The following is a 15331-nucleotide window of genomic DNA, read 5'->3' as shown; positions in this document are numbered from 1 at the left end:
CGACGCCCGGTCTTCCTCGCGCCGTAACCGGCGCCTTCCGCCATGCCCTTGTCTACCCCATCCCTATAGTGAGGCATTGTGCGGGTTGGGAGCGGCCAGGGCGAGTCCGCGTTTCCCCGCCAACGGCACATTGCACCCGGCGAAAGAACCTGACAAAAATACCCAAAGTGTGGCAATTCACCATCGAACTCATCCTACGGTTGTGCACTTCAGCGCATTTCTGGCCGGACCGTAAAGGGATTAGTCACCGGTCGGAGAGCAAGATGTGTCCTCCGCAGTCAGGAAACCGTTGACCGGATGTAACCGGCGCCACACCGGAATCCTCCGTCACACCGGCCCGCGACAGCCCGGGGCAGTACTTTGGACGCATGACCGCTTCGCCCGAAGGGATGCGCCCTCCCCGCGAGGAGGGCTGGTTCGCGGAGGACCTGGACCACCTTCCGGCAACGGCAACTGGATCACGGAGTAACCCCCACAGCCCTCCGGAACCAGGCCGGGAGACGATGACGGGGGCGGGCCGACGTGGTCGGCGCGCCCCCGTTCGGATCTCGGGTGGGTAAGGCAGCGGGCCAGAGGTTGAAGCGGAACTCCACCACGGGCCTCGGCGTGCATCCAGTACGGGAACCACCCGTTTCGATTCGCCTCGTCGACGCCGATATTCACGAGCCCGACGAGCTGATCGTCCACGGTTGGTGCGCAGCCCCGGCCGAGAGCAGGCGGGCGACATAGCGCTCTGCTTCATCGACCGTCATCACGTCGCCCTGTCGCCGCATGTCGTCGTTTGATGCGAACGCTGAGAACACGGAGCCGGTGTCCGCGAGACGCGGCGGACGGAGGAACGGTGAGACCGCCTCCGTCATGAGGCACCTGCCCACGGATCGATGATTTCTACCCCAGTGTGTGCGAAGTCCTTCACGTTCCGCGTCGCGCAGGTGGCGTCGTGGGCCAGGCAGATCGCAGCGATCTGAGCATCGGCAGTGCTGATCGGTGCACCCGCCGACTCCCGAGACGCAAGCACGTCCGCGTAGCGCTCAGCCGCAATGTCGTCGAACGCCAGCACTGAACGGCTCCCCCGGTATGGCTCGATCGCCTCATCGATCCGGGTCGCCAGCACGTCCTTGCGACGACCGTCGGGAAGCCTGCGCACCCCGGCGAGCAACTCGGCGAGGGTGATAGAGGTGATCGCGACGTCGTCCGTCAACGACGTGAGCCACTCGAGGACGCGGGGCTCGGGTGCCGGACGGAAGATCTCCGAGATGACGTTGGTATCGAGGACGATCACTCGAAGTCCACCGCTCGGGCGACGTCGTTACGCGCCGGGACCGGCAACTCATCGAAACCGCCGACGTCCTGCGCCGCGGACAGCAGCGCCAAGCCGATGTGCGGCCTCCGGGCCGCCTTGGTCAGGATGTCGCGAACTTCGGCCTCCATGGACCGACCGTGCTCCTTCGCCTGCGCGGCGAGCTGCTGCTTCACGTGCTCGTCGAGACCGCGAACGATGATGGACGACACCGGAACCACCTCCTGTTGCTATCAATGACGATAGCACTTGGATGTCGAGAGGTGAAGCCCCGCCGAGACGACGAAACTCCGCCGATCACGAAGATCGGCGGAGTTCTGACAGTGTCGGCTCAGACGTTGAAGCGGAACTCCACCACGTCGCCGTCGGCCATCACGTACTCCTTGCCCTCGATGCGGACCTTGCCCGCGGAGCGCGCGGACTGCATGTCCCCGGCCGCGACGAGGTCGTCGAAGGAGACGATCTCGGCCTTGATGAAGCCGCGCTGGAAGTCGGTGTGGATGACCCCGGCCGCCTCGGGCGCGGTGGCGCCCTTGTCGATCGTCCAGGCGCGCGTCTCCTTGGGCCCGGCGGTGAGGTAGGTCTGCAGCCCCAGGGTGGCGAAGCCGACCCGGGCGAGCTGCGCCAGGCCGGACTCGGTCTGGCCGAGGGACTCCAGCAGCTCCTGGGCCTCGTCGTCCTCCAGCTCGGCCAGCTCCGCCTCGATCTTGGCGTCGAGGAAGATGGCCTCGGCCGGGGCGACCAGCTCCTGGAGCTTGGCGCGCAGGGCCTCGTCGGCGAGCTCGTCGCTGTCGAGGTTGAACACGTAGATGAACGGCTTGACGGTGAGCAGGCTCAGCTCACGCAGCCGGTCCAGGTCGACGTCCTTGGCCTGGGACAGGGAGACGCCCTCGTCGAGGATCTCCTGCGCGGCCCTGGCGGCCTTGAGGAGCTCCTGGGAGTCCTTGTCCTTGGCGTTGCGCTTGGCGTCCTTCTCCAGGCGCGGGATCGCCTTCTCCAGGGTCTGGAGGTCGGCGAGGATCAGCTCGGTGTTGATGGTCTCGATGTCGCGGGAGGGCTCGACGTCGCCGTCGACGTGGGTGACGTCGGCGTCCTCGAAGGCCCGGATCACCTGGCAGATGGCGTCGCTCTCACGGATGTTGGCGAGGAACTTGTTCCCCAGACCCTCACCCGTGGAGGCGCCGCGCACGATGCCCGCGATGTCGACGAAGTCCACCGTGGCCGGCAGGATCTTCGCCGAACCGAAGATCTCGGCCAGCTTCGCGAGCCGGGCATCGGGCACGCCCACGACTCCGACATTGGGCTCGATGGTCGCGAACGGGTAGTTCGCGGCCAGAGCATCGTTCTTGGTCAGCGCGTTGAAGAGGGTGGACTTGCCAACGTTGGGCAGGCCGACGATCCCGATAGACAGACTCACAAGGTCAGAGTCTATGCGGACCAACGGGTCGGCCGTGCCGTTGCCGCCGGAAAGCGGATGACGGCACCAGAAACCAATCATCAAAACACAGTGCACCCAAGTGGCTACACAGAGTAGGTTCAAGGTGCGGCCGGGCACCGCGACACCGTTCACTGAGGGGAAGACACCGTGGTCCAAGACCAGCTACGCGCGCTCGTACACCGGTACCCGTTCGTGCGCTTCGCCACCCGGCAGCTCCGCGCCCACCTCCCCAGACGCTTCGGCGGGCTGGACCCGGACCGGGTTCCGCCGCGCAACCGCAGCGTCCGGCTGGACCTGCCCCGACCCGCGGACGGCCGACGCGAGGTCGGCCCGGACTCGCTCACCCTCCAGTTCCCCGGCTACCTCACCGTCCCCCGCCGCCTGGCCGGCTCCGGGCTGGCCAGGCACGAACCCGACAGCCTCGCCAGCTTCATGGCGATGCTCGACCACACCCGTCCCGGGGCGGTCCTCGACATCGGCGCGGGGGTGGGGGTGTACTCGATACTGGCCGCCGCGCGCACCCGCCGCCCCGTCTTCGCCTTCGAACCCACCCCGGAGATCGCCTCGGCCGCGCGCGCCGTCTCCTCCTCCGCCAACCTCGGCTTCACCGTCGTCGACCTGGCCCTGAGCAACCACAACGGCTCCGGGCACCTGCGCCGCGCCCTGCACAACGACATGTGCAACCGGTTGGTCCACACGACCCGGACGGGGCTCGCGCACATCACCGTGCGCACGAGCACCCTGTCCCGCTGGAACGAGACCGCGGCGACCTTCCCGACCGTGGTCAAGATCGACACCGCCGGAACCGAACCGGACGTGGTCGCCGGCGGACTGGAGGTCCTGCGTCGCTACCGCCCCTGGGTCCTGACCAAGGTGCGCCCCGACCTGGGCGTGGAGGAACGCCTGATGGCGCTCATCGACCCACTGGACTACCTGTGGTTCCCGATCAGCGGCGACCCGCCCTACGAGGCGCGCCCGGAGATCTCCGGTCGGGCCTCGCCCGCCTGGGAGCGGATGTGGATGCTCGCCCCGGAGGAGCCGCCGAACGGGTTCTGGGAGTCGGTCGCCGTGTGGCGCGGCGCCCTGGCGGCCTGCCAGGGATCACCCCGCTGAGGCTCACCCCGCTGACCTGGGCGCAGGGCACCTGTTCGGGTGCGCCGGGGCGGAGGGGCCGCGAGCCGGTCGGATCCAGCCGTGGAGGGCGGTGACCGCGCCCCTGACGGTACGGACGGCGAAGCCGCGTTCGGTGAGCAGGACCGCGCCGTGGGAGTCGACGGTGGAGCCGGGGTCGGCCAGCGGGTCCAGGGACGGCACCACCGCTTTCTCCGGCACGCGGTCCGCGGCCATGAGCGGACTCCAGCTCCGGTGGCCGCACGATCCGGCTGCGGTGGACATGCCCGCCCTCATCGCCCTGCTGTCCGAAACCCTGCGCGTTGGGGAGCACACGGCCCCCGGGGATTGAGAGCATGGCGCCATGGACGCCCTCGCACTCGTACTCGTACTCCTCATCGGTCTGGCCGTCGGCGCCGCGGTGGGATGGATGCTCGCCCGCGGCCGTGACGCCGAGGCCCGCGCGGACGCCCGGGCCGCGCAGGAGCGCGCGGACTACGTGGAGGAGCAGCTCGCGGACCGGTTCCGTGCGCTGTCCGCCCAGGCCCTGGACCAGACCAACCAGCGTTTCCTCGAACTCGCCGAGGGGCGGCTGCGCGCGGTCAGCGCCGAGGCCGGCGGAGACCTGGACGAGCGGCGGCGCGCCGTGGAGCGGATGGTGGAGCCGCTGACCGCGACCCTGAACCGGGTGGAGACGCAGCTGCGCGAAGTGGACGCCGGTCGGGCCGCCGCCCACGCCGAACTGGCCAAGCAGGTCGAGTACGTGCGCGAGGGTTCGGAGCGGCTGCGGGACCAGACGCAGTCACTGGTGACGGCGCTGCGCAGGCCCGAGGCGCGCGGCCGGTGGGGTGAGCTCCAGCTGCGCAGGGTCGCTGAACTGGCCGGGATGGCCGCGTACTGCGATTTCGAGGAGCAGGCGGTGGCCGGGGCGCAGCGACCGGACATGGTGGTGCGGCTGGCGGGCGGCAAGAACATCGTCGTGGACTCCAAGGTGCCGCTGGCCGCGTACCTGGACGCGGTGGAGACCGGGGAGGGCCCGGAGGCGACGGAGCGGCTGCGCGCGCACGCCAGGCACCTGCGCACCCACGTGGACCAGTTGGCGGCGAAGACGTACTGGGCGGCGTTCAGCCCGGCGCCGGAGTTCGTGGTGCTGTTCATCCCGGGCGAGGCGTTCCTGGCCCCGGCGCTGGAGCACGACTCGGAGCTGCTGGAGTACGCGATGGAGCGGCGGGTGCACATCGCGACGCCGACGACCCTGATCTCCCTGCTGCGGACGGCGCAGTACGCGTGGCAGCAGGAGGCGCTGAGCGACAACGCCCGTGAGGTGTTCGACCTGGGCAAACAGCTGCACGCGCGGCTGTCGACGCTCGGCGGGCACGTGGAGGGGCTCGGCCGCGCGCTCAACCGCACGGTGGGCGCCTACAACCAGACCGTGGGGTCGCTGGAGAGCCGGGTACTGGTGACCGCTCGGCGGTTCGGTGAGCTGGGCCTGGTGGACAGCGACCTGGACCGGCTCTCAGGGGTGACGGAGCGGCCGCGTACGGTGGCGGCACCGGAGCTCGCGGACTCCTCCCCCGGACTCGGCGTCACCCCGGGGCCCGACACCCCAACGGGGTTCGACGTCACCTCGGGGCTCGATGTCGGCTCGGAGGCCGGTGTCGCCTCGGGACCTGCGGGGCCAACCGCGCCCGAGTCGGACATGTCGGGTGTGGGCGTCGCGGACACGGCTGATTTCGGCGGTATTCGGCATGGGAGTAACAGCGGCAACGGATCGACCCAAAAAGAACCCAGGAGCACCAACCACGGAGAGTGACGAAACGGCCATGCGTCCGGAACCCGCCAGAACCAGGCGGGGAGATCTCGGCGTCCAAGGGGTGGAAGCCGCGTTCACCCCGGAAGGGGCAAGTGGCCGAAATGACGACACGATCCCAGGAAAGACCCCCGAAAATTCACGAGAAGTGACACACTAAACACTGTGAGTAACAAACTTGGGAGGCGCACGACCATGCCCCCGCGCAAGTCGGACGGTCCGGAGCCCGGACAGGCCCCGTACTTCGTGCGGTCCAACGGTCGCCGCCGGGAGGTGCCGAGCGCGGACAGGACGGCGCGCAGTCACCCCAACACGGACAGGACAGCACGCAGTCACCCGAACGCGGCCGGAGCCGCCGGGTCAGCTGGGGCCGCCAGTTGGACCCCACCACGCCTGACCGGGCGCGGCGGGGTCCTGCTGATCGTGGTGTTCAGCTTCGCCGGAACGATGCTCGCCCACCTGACGGCCACTCCGGCCGCCCCGGGCCTGGCCTTCACCCTCGCCTGTCTGATCACCGCGGCCGTGGTCCGCCCCAGCGACCTGCTGTCGCTCTCGGTGAGCCCGCCCATCGCCTACTTCGTCGCCGTGGTCGCCGCCGAGAGCCTCCTGGCCCTGGGCAACGAGGGGTTCGCCCGGGTCCTCATCCTGGGCCTGGCCTCCCGCCTGGCCGAGGTCGCGCCGTGGCTGTTCCTCGGCACGGCGCTGGTACTGGTCATCTCGGTCTTCCGCGGCCTGCCCGGCAACCTGCGCGATCTCGGCGACGAACTCAACGGCCGCAAGTAGGGCTCACGGACGCGGGTCCGGCCCGACGGGGTTCGGGTTCGGTCAGAAGGGTGCGTCGGAGTCCTGGGGCTCGTCGGCGCGGCGTTCGTCCATGGCGGCGGCCAGCTTGGCGCGGGCACCCTCGAGCCAGCGCTCGCAGATGCGGGCCAGCTCCTCACCGCGCTCCCACAGGGCCAGGGACTCCTGGAGGGTGAGACCGCCCGACTCCAGTCTGCGGACGACGTTGTTCAGCTCCTCCCGGCTCTCCTCGTAGCTCAGTTCCGGGGCCTCGGTCTGCTCGGCCATGTCTACTCCCCCTCTGTGGTGTCCGTCGTGCCGGTGGCATCCGTTGTGGCGCTGTCCGCGGCGGGCTTCTTCCTGGCGGCCGGGGACTTGGCGCCCCCGGACTTCGCGGCTCCGGACTTCGCGGCTCCGGATTTGGTGCGTTTGGGTTTGGCGGGTGCGGACTCCGCCGCCTCGGATTTCTCCGGGTCCCCCGGGTCCTCCGGCTCGACGGTGCCGTCCAGGGAGTCGACCGTGGCGCGCAGGCCGTCCTCGGCGAAGCGCAGGCGCAGGGTCTCGCCCACCGCGGGTTCGACGGCGGAGCGGACGACGGAGCCGTCCTCGCGCTGCACGATCGCGTAGCCGCGCGCCAGCGTGGTGGCCGGGGACAGGGCGTGCAGGCGGGCCTCGGTGTGGCCGAGTCCCTCCGTGGCGCGGTCCAGCGAGATCGTCAGACTCCGGCGGGCGCGATCACGCAGTTCCAGGACCTGTTCGGTGAGGCGTTCGGTCTCCCGGACCGGGTCGGCCAGGACCGGGCGGGAGCGCACGCTCGCCAGCCAGGTGAACTCCCGGTCCACACCACCCTTGATGACCCGGCGGCCGCGGTCGCGGAGCTGGCGGATGATCTCCAGCTGCTCGCCCACGTCCGGGACGGTGCGCTTGGCGGCGTCGGTGGGGGTGGAGGCCCGCACGTCCGCCACGTGGTCCAGCAGAGGCGCGTCCTGTTCGTGGCCGATCGCGCTGACCACCGGAGTGGCCGCGGCCGCAACGGCGCGGACCAGGGCTTCGTCGGAGAAGGGCAGCAGGTCCTCCATGGAACCACCGCCCCGGGCGATCACGATGACGTCGACCTCGGGGTGCGAGTCCAGGTCGTGCAGCGCCTCGGTCACCTCGCGGGTGGCGCGGTCGCCCTGGACCGCCACCTGACGGACCTCGAAACGCACGGCGGGCCAGCGGCGGCGGCTGTTCTCCAGCACGTCGCGTTCGGCGGCGGAGTCACGCCCGCAGATGAGACCGACGGTGTTGGGCAGGAACGGCAGCGCGCGCTTGCGGGCCGGGTCGAAGACGCCCTCGGCGGTCAGGGTGCGCCGCAGCTGCTCCAGGCGGGCCAGCAGTTCACCGATACCGACGTGCCGGATCTCCCGGGCCCGCAGCGAGAAGGTGCCCTTGAGCTGGTAGAAGTCGGGTTTGGCGTGCATGACCACGCGATCGCCCGGACCCGGAGCCGGTTCCTGGCGGCGCAGGACCGAGGTCTCGCAGAGCACGCGGATGGAAGCGTTGGCGACCGGGTCGCGCAGGGTCATGTAGGACATGCGGCCGCGCGAGTTGAGCTCGGCGATCTGCCCCTCGACCCAGATCGCGCCCAGCCGGTCGATCCAACCGCCGACCGCTTGGAGTACGGCCCTGACCGGTTGCGGTGATTCCGCGGAACTCTCCATGCCCATGGCTCCAGAGCCTAGGCCAGGGCGAGGACAGTTCCGTGAAGAGACGACGTCACGGGGTTGCGTCACAGGGTTGCGGCGCGGGCTTTCGGTACCGGATCGCGGAACCGGAACGACGGAGGAAACACCGCGGCCCCGGAGCCGGTGCGGGCCCGGGTGGGCCGGGCTCCGGGGCGGGATGCGACTTCGGCTGGGCCCGGGGCGTCGCGGCCGGGCTCAGGTCACCGCGGACAGGCTCAGGCCTCGGCCTCGAGCTTGGCGATGCGGTTGTCGTACATCTTGATGAACTCGGAACGGCCCTCGTGCGCGACCTCGTAGGCGCGCAGGTCGCGGACCTGCTCGATGGTGAGCTTGCGCAGGCGGGCCCGGATGGACGGCAGGGTGAGCTCGTCGTAGGTGGGCACGGCCAGGTCCTCGACGGCGGGAGCCGCCCCCTTGCGGACCTTCTCCAGGACCTCGTCGCTGGCGACGGTGGTGTGCGCTTCGGCGGCCTCGATCTCCTCGGCCAGCGCGGAGCCGTCCTCGGGGACGTCGGCGGTGGCCGGGGTGGAGGCTTCGCCCTTGGGCTCCTCGACCAGCTTGGCGGCCTCGGCGGCCTCCGTGGCGGGGGCCTCGGCGGGGGTTTCGGCTTCGGTGGGGGCTTCCTCCTTGCTCTTGTCCTCGGTCGCCGCCTCCTCGGAAGCGGGCTTTTCCTGGGCGGACTCCGCGTCCGCCTTCTTCACGGGCTCGGCGTCCGACTTCTCCTCGGACGCGTCGGCGGGAGCCTCGGTGGCGGCTTCGGCGGTCTCGGCGGTCTCCGCCGGGGCCTCGGCCTTCTCCACCGTCTCCGCGGTCTCCGCGGTCTCCGTCGCGGGAGTCTCGTCCTGCTTGTCCTGCACGGTCGTGACGACCGGGTCCTTGCGCCCGAAGATGCCCTTGAACAGGGAAGTCAGCTTCGTGACGATGGTCGGGTTCGACATAGGACGGGGGCTCCTGATGCTCTCGGCGTTGGGCCGGCGGCGCGCGTCCAGCAAACCAGGCAAGGCCGAGTTGAGGGCGAACCGCCTCATAACAGATGCGATGGTGAACCAGGATAGGGGAGGGAGTAACAGCATGAGCAGGCGGGAAGTGAACGATTTCGCCACTTCGAAGCCCAAACGGATACTTTCCGTTACTGTGGCGTCACCTGCACGTGGCCTCTCCGATAGGTATGCCCAGATCGGTGCCCTATCCCACACCCGAACCCACAGCCCCAGATGGCACCTAGGATGTGTTGTATGACTGCGACGACGACTGCCACGAACCAACGCCGTGTGCTACTCGCCAACCCCCGGGGATACTGCGCCGGTGTCGACCGAGCGGTCATCACCGTCGAGAAGGCCCTGGAGCAGTACGGCGCCCCGATCTACGTGCGCAAGCAGATCGTGCACAACACGCACGTCGTGCGCACCCTCGAGGAGCGCGGCGCGATCTTCGTGGAGGAGACCGAGGAGGTGCCCGAGGGTGCCATCGTCATCTTCTCCGCGCACGGGGTCTCCCCGGCCGTCCACGAGCAGGCCGCCGAGCGTCAGCTCAAGACCATCGACGCCACCTGTCCGCTGGTCACCAAGGTGCACAAGGAAGCCCAGCGCTTCGCCAAGGAAGACCGCGACATCGTCCTCATCGGCCACATCGGCCACGAGGAGGTCGAGGGCACCAGCGGCCACGCCCCCGAGCACATCCAGATCGTGGAGAGCCCGGACGAAGTCGACAAGGTCAAGGTCCGGGACCCGAACAACGTCTCCTGGCTGTCCCAGACCACCCTCTCGGTGGACGAGACCAACCAGACGGTGGACGCTCTCCAGAAGAAGTTCCCGAACCTGCTCGCCCCGCCCAGCAACGACATCTGCTACGCCACGTCCAACCGCCAGGACGCCGTCAAGGCGATGGCACCCGAGTGCGAACTCGTGATCGTGGTCGGCTCCGACAACTCCTCGAACTCCGTGCGCCTGGTCGAGGTCGCCCTGGACGCCGGAGCGGACGCCTCGTACCTGATCGACAACGCCACCCTCATGGACGAGGCCTGGCTCGAGGGCGTCACCACGGTGGGCGTGACCAGCGGCGCCTCCGTGCCCGACATCCTGGTGCGGGAGCTGCTCGACAAGCTGGCGGGCCACGGCTTCGGCTCGGTCAGCCCGGTGACGACCGCCGACGAGACCCTCACCTTCTCGCTGCCCAAGGAGCTCCGCCGCGACCTGCGCGCCGAGTGAGCCAGCGGTGGCCAGTGAGCGGTGAATAGCGAGCGAGCCCAGCTGCATCAGCAGCACCCGGCGAGAGCGCGGACCGAACAAGCACGGGCCCCGGAGAACCACGCAGGTCGTGGCTTCTCCGGGGCCCGTCGCGTGGCCCATGACGAAAAAGCGGCAGCGAAGGCCCCGGTCTCACCATGCCTGCGCGCACCGGGGCGCGTGTCGTGGGGGTGGGGCGGAAGCAGACAGGGCGTGCGGGGCCGGTTTTCAGCGTGGGGGCGTGGCACCCGAAACCCGCACCTGGGACTGTCCGCTGCTTCCGAAACCCCTGTATCCCCGATGATCTTGCTACCAGGGGCTAGTTCAGCGCCGAACTTGCTCCTGGTAGCAAGATCATCTTCAAACAGAGGGCCGAAACCGGGCTTGGGCCCCAGACACCACCGCTGACCTCAGCACCGCTTTTCCGTCCGGGCGAATGACCGGCCGTGGCACGCGACCCGATTCCTGCCGAGGCGGGGAACTAGGCGTCCGGGTCCGGGGCCGCGTCTTCGTCGGGGTTCGCGTCCGATTCCGGCTCTTCGGCCGAGCTTTCGTCCGAGTCCTCTTCCGAGTCCTCCGTGTCGCGGAGGGGGAAGGTCTCCAGACTCTCGGCCAGGACGGCGAACTCGTCGACGCTGGTGCTGCCCGCGATGATCAGGGTCCGGTCTTCCTCGCGCAGAACCAGGGCGCCCCAGTCCTCGGACTCCAGGTGCTCCCACTCCTGGTCGCCGACCATCACGGTGCCCACCGGCTCGGCGTCCTTGGTGTTACTACTCACCACGGTGTCGGGGTCGCCGTCGCTCTGGATCAGCCTCGCGTGGCTGTCCTGCGGGGTGGCGAAACCGAGGGACCACTCGACCGGGCCGGTGGTGTCCAGGGTGGAGCTGGTGGGGACCCAGCCCTCCGGAAGGTCTTCGGAGGGGGCCGTGACCGGGTAGTCGGCGGCGTCCCTGAGCACCTCGATGTCCGGTCGGAACTCCACACTGGGAATGTGTTCGCCCGATCGCGAGGAGACCACGAACGACATCACCAGAAGGATCCCCACGAGGATCCCGAGGGAGATGGCGTAGTTCTTGAAGGTGGCGTTGGCCCGGCTGTATGAACTCATGACAAGGACCAGCTTGCCCCAGGTCCCGAGGCGCTTCGACCGGGGGTGCGCTTAGCGCGCGTGAGCGGGGCCTCGCCCGGAGCGGGAACTCTTCCCGGCCGGCTAGTTCCGCAGGCGGTTACGGGGTTCGAGTTCGGTGAGCAGGCCGGTGATGTCGTCAGCGAGGCGGTGGGCGTCGGCGTCGTCGCGGCGGACGACCTCGGCGACGGCCAGGAGCATGGAACCGCTCACCACGATCAGCAGCGCCTCGTCCACGGGCTCGTCCGCCTTGCGGAACAGCGCCACGTTGCGGTCGGTCCACTGGGTGAGCCGGGAGCGCAGTTGATAGTCGAAGCCGGGCGGCCCGTCGCCGCTGAAGAACAGTCGCGCGGTCTCCCGCTCCTCGATGCAGCCGAGGAGGTAGGCGTGCGCCGCGATGTTCATCAGCCGTGTGGGATCGCTCTCACCTTCGGCTCGCGCGTCGCGGACCGCCTGGTGGGTGCGCTCCTGCTGCCGGTGCTGGAACTCCTCGTACAGGGCGATGTACAGATCCGCCTTGCCGGTGAAGTGGTGGTAGAGGCTGCCGACACTGGCCCCGGCGACCGAGACGACCTCGCTCACCCCGGCCTTGGCGAAACCCACGGTGCGAAACACCTGGGCCGCGGCCTTCAGCAGGGCACTGCGGGTGGCCGCGCCGCGCGGCGAGACCCGCGCGGGCTTGTCCGTCTTGTCCACTGTCACGCCCTCACTCCTGTCCGGGTCCCCGCCAGGGTAGACCGTAACCGCCCCGGGCGACACGCTGGCGCCCCCGCCCGCCCCTGCGCTCCCTCCGGCCTGGACCACTGGGGGGTCACGTCGGGTGACTACCCTAAGACGTGAATCCCACCCTGTTTCCTGACGGAAGGTGTCACGTCAATGTCGCAGTCCAGTAGCCCGTCCGCGCAGCCCTCGGCGCCCGACCGTAACCTCGCGCTGGAACTGGTCCGCGTCACCGAGACCGCCGCGCTCGCCGCGGCCCGTTGGGTCGGCAAGGGCGACAAGCTCGGCGCCGACGGTGCCGCGGTACGAGGCATGCGCCACATGATCAGCACCGTGTCGATGAACGGCACCGTGGTGATCGGCGAGGGCGAGAAGGACAACGCCCCCATGCTCTACAACGGCGAGCGCGTCGGTGACGGCGGCGGCACCGAATGGGACGTCGCGGTCGACCCGATCGACGGCACCACCCTGACCGCCATGGGCATGCCCAACGCCATCGCCGTGATCGCGATGAGCCCGCGCAACACCATGTTCGACCCCTCCGCGGTGTTCTACATGGAGAAGCTGGCCACCGGCCCCGAGGCGGCCGACGTGGTGGACATCGCCGCCTCCCCCGCGGAGAACATCCGCGCCGTGGCCCGCGCCAAGGGCAAGTCCCCGCAGGACGTCACGGTGGTGATCCTGGACCGTCCGCGCCACAAGCAGCTGGTCCAGGACGTGCGCGACGCGGGCGCCCGGATCAAGTTCATCAGCGACGGTGACGTCGCGGGCGCCATCATGGCGGCCCGCCCCGGCACCGGCGTCGACCTGATGCTGGGCATCGGCGGCACCCCCGAGGGCATCATCACCGCCTGCGCGATGAAGTGTCTGGGCGGTGTCATCCAGGGCCGCCTGTGGCCCAAGGACGACGAGGAGCGCCAGAAGGCCCTCGACGCCGGCCACGATCTGGACCGCGTGCTGAGCACCGACGACCTCGTCTCCTCGGACGACGTGTTCTTCGCCGCGACCGGCATCACCGACGGCGAGCTGGTCGGCGGGGTCCGCTACGAGTCCACCGGTGTGACCACCGACTCACTCGTGATGCGCGGCCGCAGCGGCACCGTGCGCCAGGTCCGCAGCGAGCACCGCCTGAGCAAGCTGTCGGCCTACAGCGGCGTGGACCTCACCTCCGCCCCGGAGTAACTGGCGCGGTCGGAGCGGTCGGAGCGGTCGGAGTGGTCGAAGCAGCCCTGTGCGGCTACCGCGCGCATGCGAACCACTCCGGCCGCACCGGCATCACACTCGCCACTGGCCCCGCGGCCGAGCTTGTCCCCTGAACACCCCTCGTCGGAGGTCCGATGTCCTACCCAGATCCCCCGCAGCAGCCCCAGTGGCAGCAGCCGCAACAGCCTGGCCAGGGGTTCACTCAGCCGCAGGGGCCCGGTCAGCCGCACTTCGCCCCGCCACAGCAGCCGGGCGGCCAGTACACCGGGGGCCAGTACACCGGGGGTCAGTACACCGGCGGTCAGTACCCGGGGCAGCAGTACACCGGTGGCCAGCCGCCGCAGGGCCCGGGCGCCTCCATGGGGCCCGGCGGCCCCGGCCAGCCGCCCTACGGCGGCCAGTACTCCGGCGGACAGGTCCCGCCGCCCGGGGGCGGTCGCAAGTGGCTGATCCCGGCGGCCGCCGGTGTGGCCCTGGTGGTCATGGGCGGAACCATCTGGGCGGCCGCGTCGCTGGTCAACTTCAGCGGCCCGCAGCCCGAGTCGGTCCTGCCCGGAAACTCCGTGGCCTTCGCCAAGGTCGACCTGGACATCGACGGCTCCCAGATCATCGACCTGCTGCGGTTCGCCGGCAAGCTCCCGGACGAGCTCACCGAGGACACCGCTGAGCTGGATGAGGACACCTCCGGCGCCTTCGCCGAGATGTTCTCGGACGCCTTCGACGTCAACCTGCGCCGGACCGAGGAGTGGATCGGCAACAAGGTCGGCCTGGCCGTCTGGCCCACCGGCGACTCCGAGGCCGCGGTCGCGGGCGACACGGCCATGGCGCTGGCACTGTCCGTCGAGGACGCCGCGGCGGCAGAGGAGCAGTTCGTGGAGCTCCGCGACAGCGACGACGTGTACTTCGAGATGGTCGACGACTTCGTGGTCTTCACCGAGGGTGAGGCCGGGATCAACGACTACAACGACCAGATGTCGGAGCACGGCGACCTGGAGAGCGACGACACCTACAGCAGCGACCTCGGCAACGTGCCCAGGGGCAGCATCGCACTGGCCTGGACGGACCTGGGCGAACTCGGTCAGATGTCCGGGATCAGCGACGAGCTCTCCCGCGAACTCGGGACCTCCGGCGACTCCCTCGACGGCCGGATGACCGCCTCGGTACGGGTGGACGGCGACTACCTCGAGGCCCGGATGGACATCTTCGGCTTCGAGGTGGAGAACGAGGACGTGTCCTGGTTGGCCGGCTCCGCGGGTTCGGGTCTGGACGCCATGGGGGGTCTACCCGCCGACACCGTGATGGCCTTCGGCGGCAGCGGTCTGGACGAGTCCCTGCGTACCGCGTGGGAGGACGACGAACTCCCGTTCCTCAACGCTGGCGACCGCACCGAGATGGAGGACTTCTTCAACTCCGTCGGCGCCCCGCTGCCGGACGGCTTCACCTCGCTCCTGGGTACCTCCACGGCCTTCGGTCTGACCGACTTCGACCCGGACTCCTTCAACTGGGAGCCGTCCTTCGAGTACCGGGCGGTCGACGGCGAGGAGCGCGCGGTCGAGGGCTTCCTGGACGAGGCCTTCGGCAGCCCTTACTCAGCTCTCCCGATGCCCAGCGTCAGCTCGGACGGCGACACGGTGGTGGTCTCCAACGGCCGGGGCGGCTCGGGCCGACTGGGTGAGGACGACGTCTTCCAGCAGACCATGCAGAACCTGGACGAGGCGGTGCTGGCCGGATACTTCGACCTGCGCCAGGTGCTGAGCCGGGACCAGGTGGACTCCCCCGACCAGTGGGGCGCGGTCGGTCTGGGCATGAGCGTCCTCGACGAGGGCCAGCGGGCCGTCATCGAACTGCGTTGGTCGCCCAGCGGCGGCTGACCAGGGATTCAGCACGACGGC

At 69.6% G+C, this 15331-nt stretch carries 16 protein-coding genes; 6 read left to right on the top strand and 10 right to left on the bottom strand.

Annotation, left to right across the window (positions count from 1 at the left end; genetic code table 11):
* Positions 1 to 659: 659 nt before the first annotated feature.
* The 4 genes from NE857_RS06610 to ychF form a co-directional block, all read right to left on the bottom strand.
* A complete protein-coding gene (locus tag NE857_RS06610; RefSeq protein WP_254420206.1) occupies positions 660 to 860 on the bottom strand; it encodes a GNAT family N-acetyltransferase in 201 nt (66 codons plus the stop codon).
* Positions 857 to 1282: a type II toxin-antitoxin system VapC family toxin gene (locus tag NE857_RS06605; RefSeq protein WP_254420205.1), complete on the bottom strand. Its 426-nt coding sequence runs from the start codon at positions 1280 to 1282 to the stop codon at positions 857 to 859. The genes NE857_RS06610 and NE857_RS06605 overlap by 4 nt, the downstream gene beginning before the upstream one ends.
* Positions 1279 to 1512, bottom strand: coding sequence for a FitA-like ribbon-helix-helix domain-containing protein (locus NE857_RS06600; protein WP_017580610.1), 234 nt, complete (start codon positions 1510 to 1512; stop codon positions 1279 to 1281). The genes NE857_RS06605 and NE857_RS06600 overlap by 4 nt, the downstream gene beginning before the upstream one ends.
* 119 nt (positions 1513 to 1631) lie before the next feature.
* Positions 1632 to 2717, bottom strand: coding sequence for a redox-regulated ATPase YchF (ychF, locus tag NE857_RS06595; protein WP_254420204.1), 1086 nt, complete (start codon positions 2715 to 2717; stop codon positions 1632 to 1634).
* A gap of 168 nt (positions 2718 to 2885) precedes the next feature.
* On the opposite strand from ychF, the gene NE857_RS06590 reads away from it, so the two are divergent.
* Positions 2886 to 3851 carry an FkbM family methyltransferase gene (locus NE857_RS06590; protein ID WP_254420203.1) on the top strand — a complete coding sequence of 322 codons (966 nt, stop codon included), beginning with the start codon at positions 2886 to 2888 and terminating at the stop codon, positions 3849 to 3851.
* Positions 3852 to 3854: 3 nt separating this feature from the next.
* Here the strand turns inward: NE857_RS06590 and NE857_RS06585 are convergent, their stop codons facing one another.
* Complete coding sequence (locus tag NE857_RS06585; RefSeq protein WP_254420202.1) at positions 3855 to 4133, bottom strand: hypothetical protein; 279 nt, start codon at positions 4131 to 4133, stop codon at positions 3855 to 3857.
* A 79-nt stretch (positions 4134 to 4212) separates the two neighbouring features.
* On the opposite strand from NE857_RS06585, the gene NE857_RS06580 reads away from it, so the two are divergent.
* Together NE857_RS06580 and NE857_RS06575 are read left to right on the top strand one after the other, a co-directional pair.
* Positions 4213 to 5661, top strand: coding sequence for a DNA recombination protein RmuC (locus tag NE857_RS06580; RefSeq protein ID WP_254420201.1), 1449 nt, complete (start codon positions 4213 to 4215; stop codon positions 5659 to 5661).
* Between the two features lie 192 nt (positions 5662 to 5853).
* Positions 5854 to 6441, top strand: coding sequence for a DUF6542 domain-containing protein (locus NE857_RS06575; RefSeq protein ID WP_254421895.1), 588 nt, complete (start codon positions 5854 to 5856; stop codon positions 6439 to 6441).
* A 42-nt stretch (positions 6442 to 6483) separates the two neighbouring features.
* On the opposite strand, the gene NE857_RS06570 is transcribed toward NE857_RS06575, so the two are convergent.
* The 3 genes from NE857_RS06570 to NE857_RS06560 all read right to left on the bottom strand — a co-directional run bounded on the left by NE857_RS06570 (position 6484) and on the right by NE857_RS06560 (position 9103).
* Positions 6484 to 6726 (bottom strand): exodeoxyribonuclease VII small subunit, encoded by a 243-nt coding sequence (locus tag NE857_RS06570; protein WP_254420200.1) that lies wholly within the window; start codon positions 6724 to 6726, stop codon positions 6484 to 6486.
* Between the two features lie 2 nt (positions 6727 to 6728).
* A complete protein-coding gene (gene xseA, locus NE857_RS06565; protein WP_254420199.1) occupies positions 6729 to 8147 on the bottom strand; it encodes an exodeoxyribonuclease VII large subunit in 1419 nt (472 codons plus the stop codon).
* A 233-nt stretch (positions 8148 to 8380) separates the two neighbouring features.
* Entirely contained in the window at positions 8381 to 9103 is a 723-nt protein-coding gene (locus NE857_RS06560; RefSeq protein ID WP_254420198.1) for a DUF8129 domain-containing protein, read from the bottom strand.
* Between the two features lie 297 nt (positions 9104 to 9400).
* On the opposite strand from NE857_RS06560, the gene NE857_RS06555 reads away from it, so the two are divergent.
* Positions 9401 to 10372, top strand: a complete 972-nt coding sequence (locus tag NE857_RS06555) for a 4-hydroxy-3-methylbut-2-enyl diphosphate reductase (RefSeq protein WP_083926724.1) — start codon at positions 9401 to 9403, stop codon at positions 10370 to 10372.
* A gap of 499 nt (positions 10373 to 10871) precedes the next feature.
* Here the strand turns inward: NE857_RS06555 and NE857_RS06550 are convergent, their stop codons facing one another.
* Entirely contained in the window at positions 10872 to 11498 is a 627-nt protein-coding gene (locus NE857_RS06550) for a DUF4245 domain-containing protein (protein ID WP_254420197.1), read from the bottom strand.
* A gap of 102 nt (positions 11499 to 11600) precedes the next feature.
* The gene (locus NE857_RS06545; RefSeq protein ID WP_254421894.1) at positions 11601 to 12212 is read right to left on the bottom strand and encodes a TetR/AcrR family transcriptional regulator; all 612 of its coding nucleotides are present in this window, start codon (positions 12210 to 12212) and stop codon (positions 11601 to 11603) included.
* A gap of 180 nt (positions 12213 to 12392) precedes the next feature.
* Here NE857_RS06545 and glpX point away from each other — a divergent pair, with 180 nt between their 5' ends.
* The gene (gene glpX / locus NE857_RS06540; protein ID WP_254420196.1) at positions 12393 to 13418 is read left to right on the top strand and encodes a class II fructose-bisphosphatase; all 1026 of its coding nucleotides are present in this window, start codon (positions 12393 to 12395) and stop codon (positions 13416 to 13418) included.
* Positions 13419 to 13573: 155 nt separating this feature from the next.
* A complete protein-coding gene (locus NE857_RS06535) occupies positions 13574 to 15310 on the top strand; it encodes a DUF3352 domain-containing protein (RefSeq protein WP_254420195.1) in 1737 nt (578 codons plus the stop codon).
* Positions 15311 to 15331: the final 21 nt, after the last annotated feature.

This window comes from Nocardiopsis exhalans, assembly GCF_024134545.1.
GTDB classification, from domain to species: domain Bacteria; phylum Actinomycetota; class Actinomycetes; order Streptosporangiales; family Streptosporangiaceae; genus Nocardiopsis; species Nocardiopsis exhalans.
Note: the sequence above shows the minus strand (reverse complement) of the source record. Positions and strands in the feature narration are given on the sequence as shown.

What these genes read in the sequence shown, in the direction of transcription:
- NE857_RS06610 (WP_254420206.1), bottom strand. Translation starts at nt 860, where the DNA reads ATGACGGAGGCGGTCTCACCGTTCCTCCGTCCGCCGCGTCTCGCGGAC.
- NE857_RS06580 (WP_254420201.1), top strand. Translation starts at nt 4,213, where the DNA reads ATGGACGCCCTCGCACTCGTACTCGTACTCCTCATCGGTCTGGCCGTC.
- glpX (WP_254420196.1), top strand. Translation starts at nt 12,393, where the DNA reads ATGTCGCAGTCCAGTAGCCCGTCCGCGCAGCCCTCGGCGCCCGACCGT.
- NE857_RS06585 (WP_254420202.1), bottom strand. Translation starts at nt 4,133, where the DNA reads ATGTCCACCGCAGCCGGATCGTGCGGCCACCGGAGCTGGAGTCCGCTC.
- NE857_RS06560 (WP_254420198.1), bottom strand. Translation starts at nt 9,103, where the DNA reads ATGTCGAACCCGACCATCGTCACGAAGCTGACTTCCCTGTTCAAGGGC.
- NE857_RS06550 (WP_254420197.1), bottom strand. Translation starts at nt 11,498, where the DNA reads ATGAGTTCATACAGCCGGGCCAACGCCACCTTCAAGAACTACGCCATC.
- xseA (WP_254420199.1), bottom strand. Translation starts at nt 8,147, where the DNA reads ATGGGCATGGAGAGTTCCGCGGAATCACCGCAACCGGTCAGGGCCGTA.
- NE857_RS06535 (WP_254420195.1), top strand. Translation starts at nt 13,574, where the DNA reads ATGTCCTACCCAGATCCCCCGCAGCAGCCCCAGTGGCAGCAGCCGCAA.
- NE857_RS06555 (WP_083926724.1), top strand. Translation starts at nt 9,401, where the DNA reads ATGACTGCGACGACGACTGCCACGAACCAACGCCGTGTGCTACTCGCC.
- NE857_RS06570 (WP_254420200.1), bottom strand. Translation starts at nt 6,726, where the DNA reads ATGGCCGAGCAGACCGAGGCCCCGGAACTGAGCTACGAGGAGAGCCGG.
- NE857_RS06575 (WP_254421895.1), top strand. Translation starts at nt 5,854, where the DNA reads ATGCCCCCGCGCAAGTCGGACGGTCCGGAGCCCGGACAGGCCCCGTAC.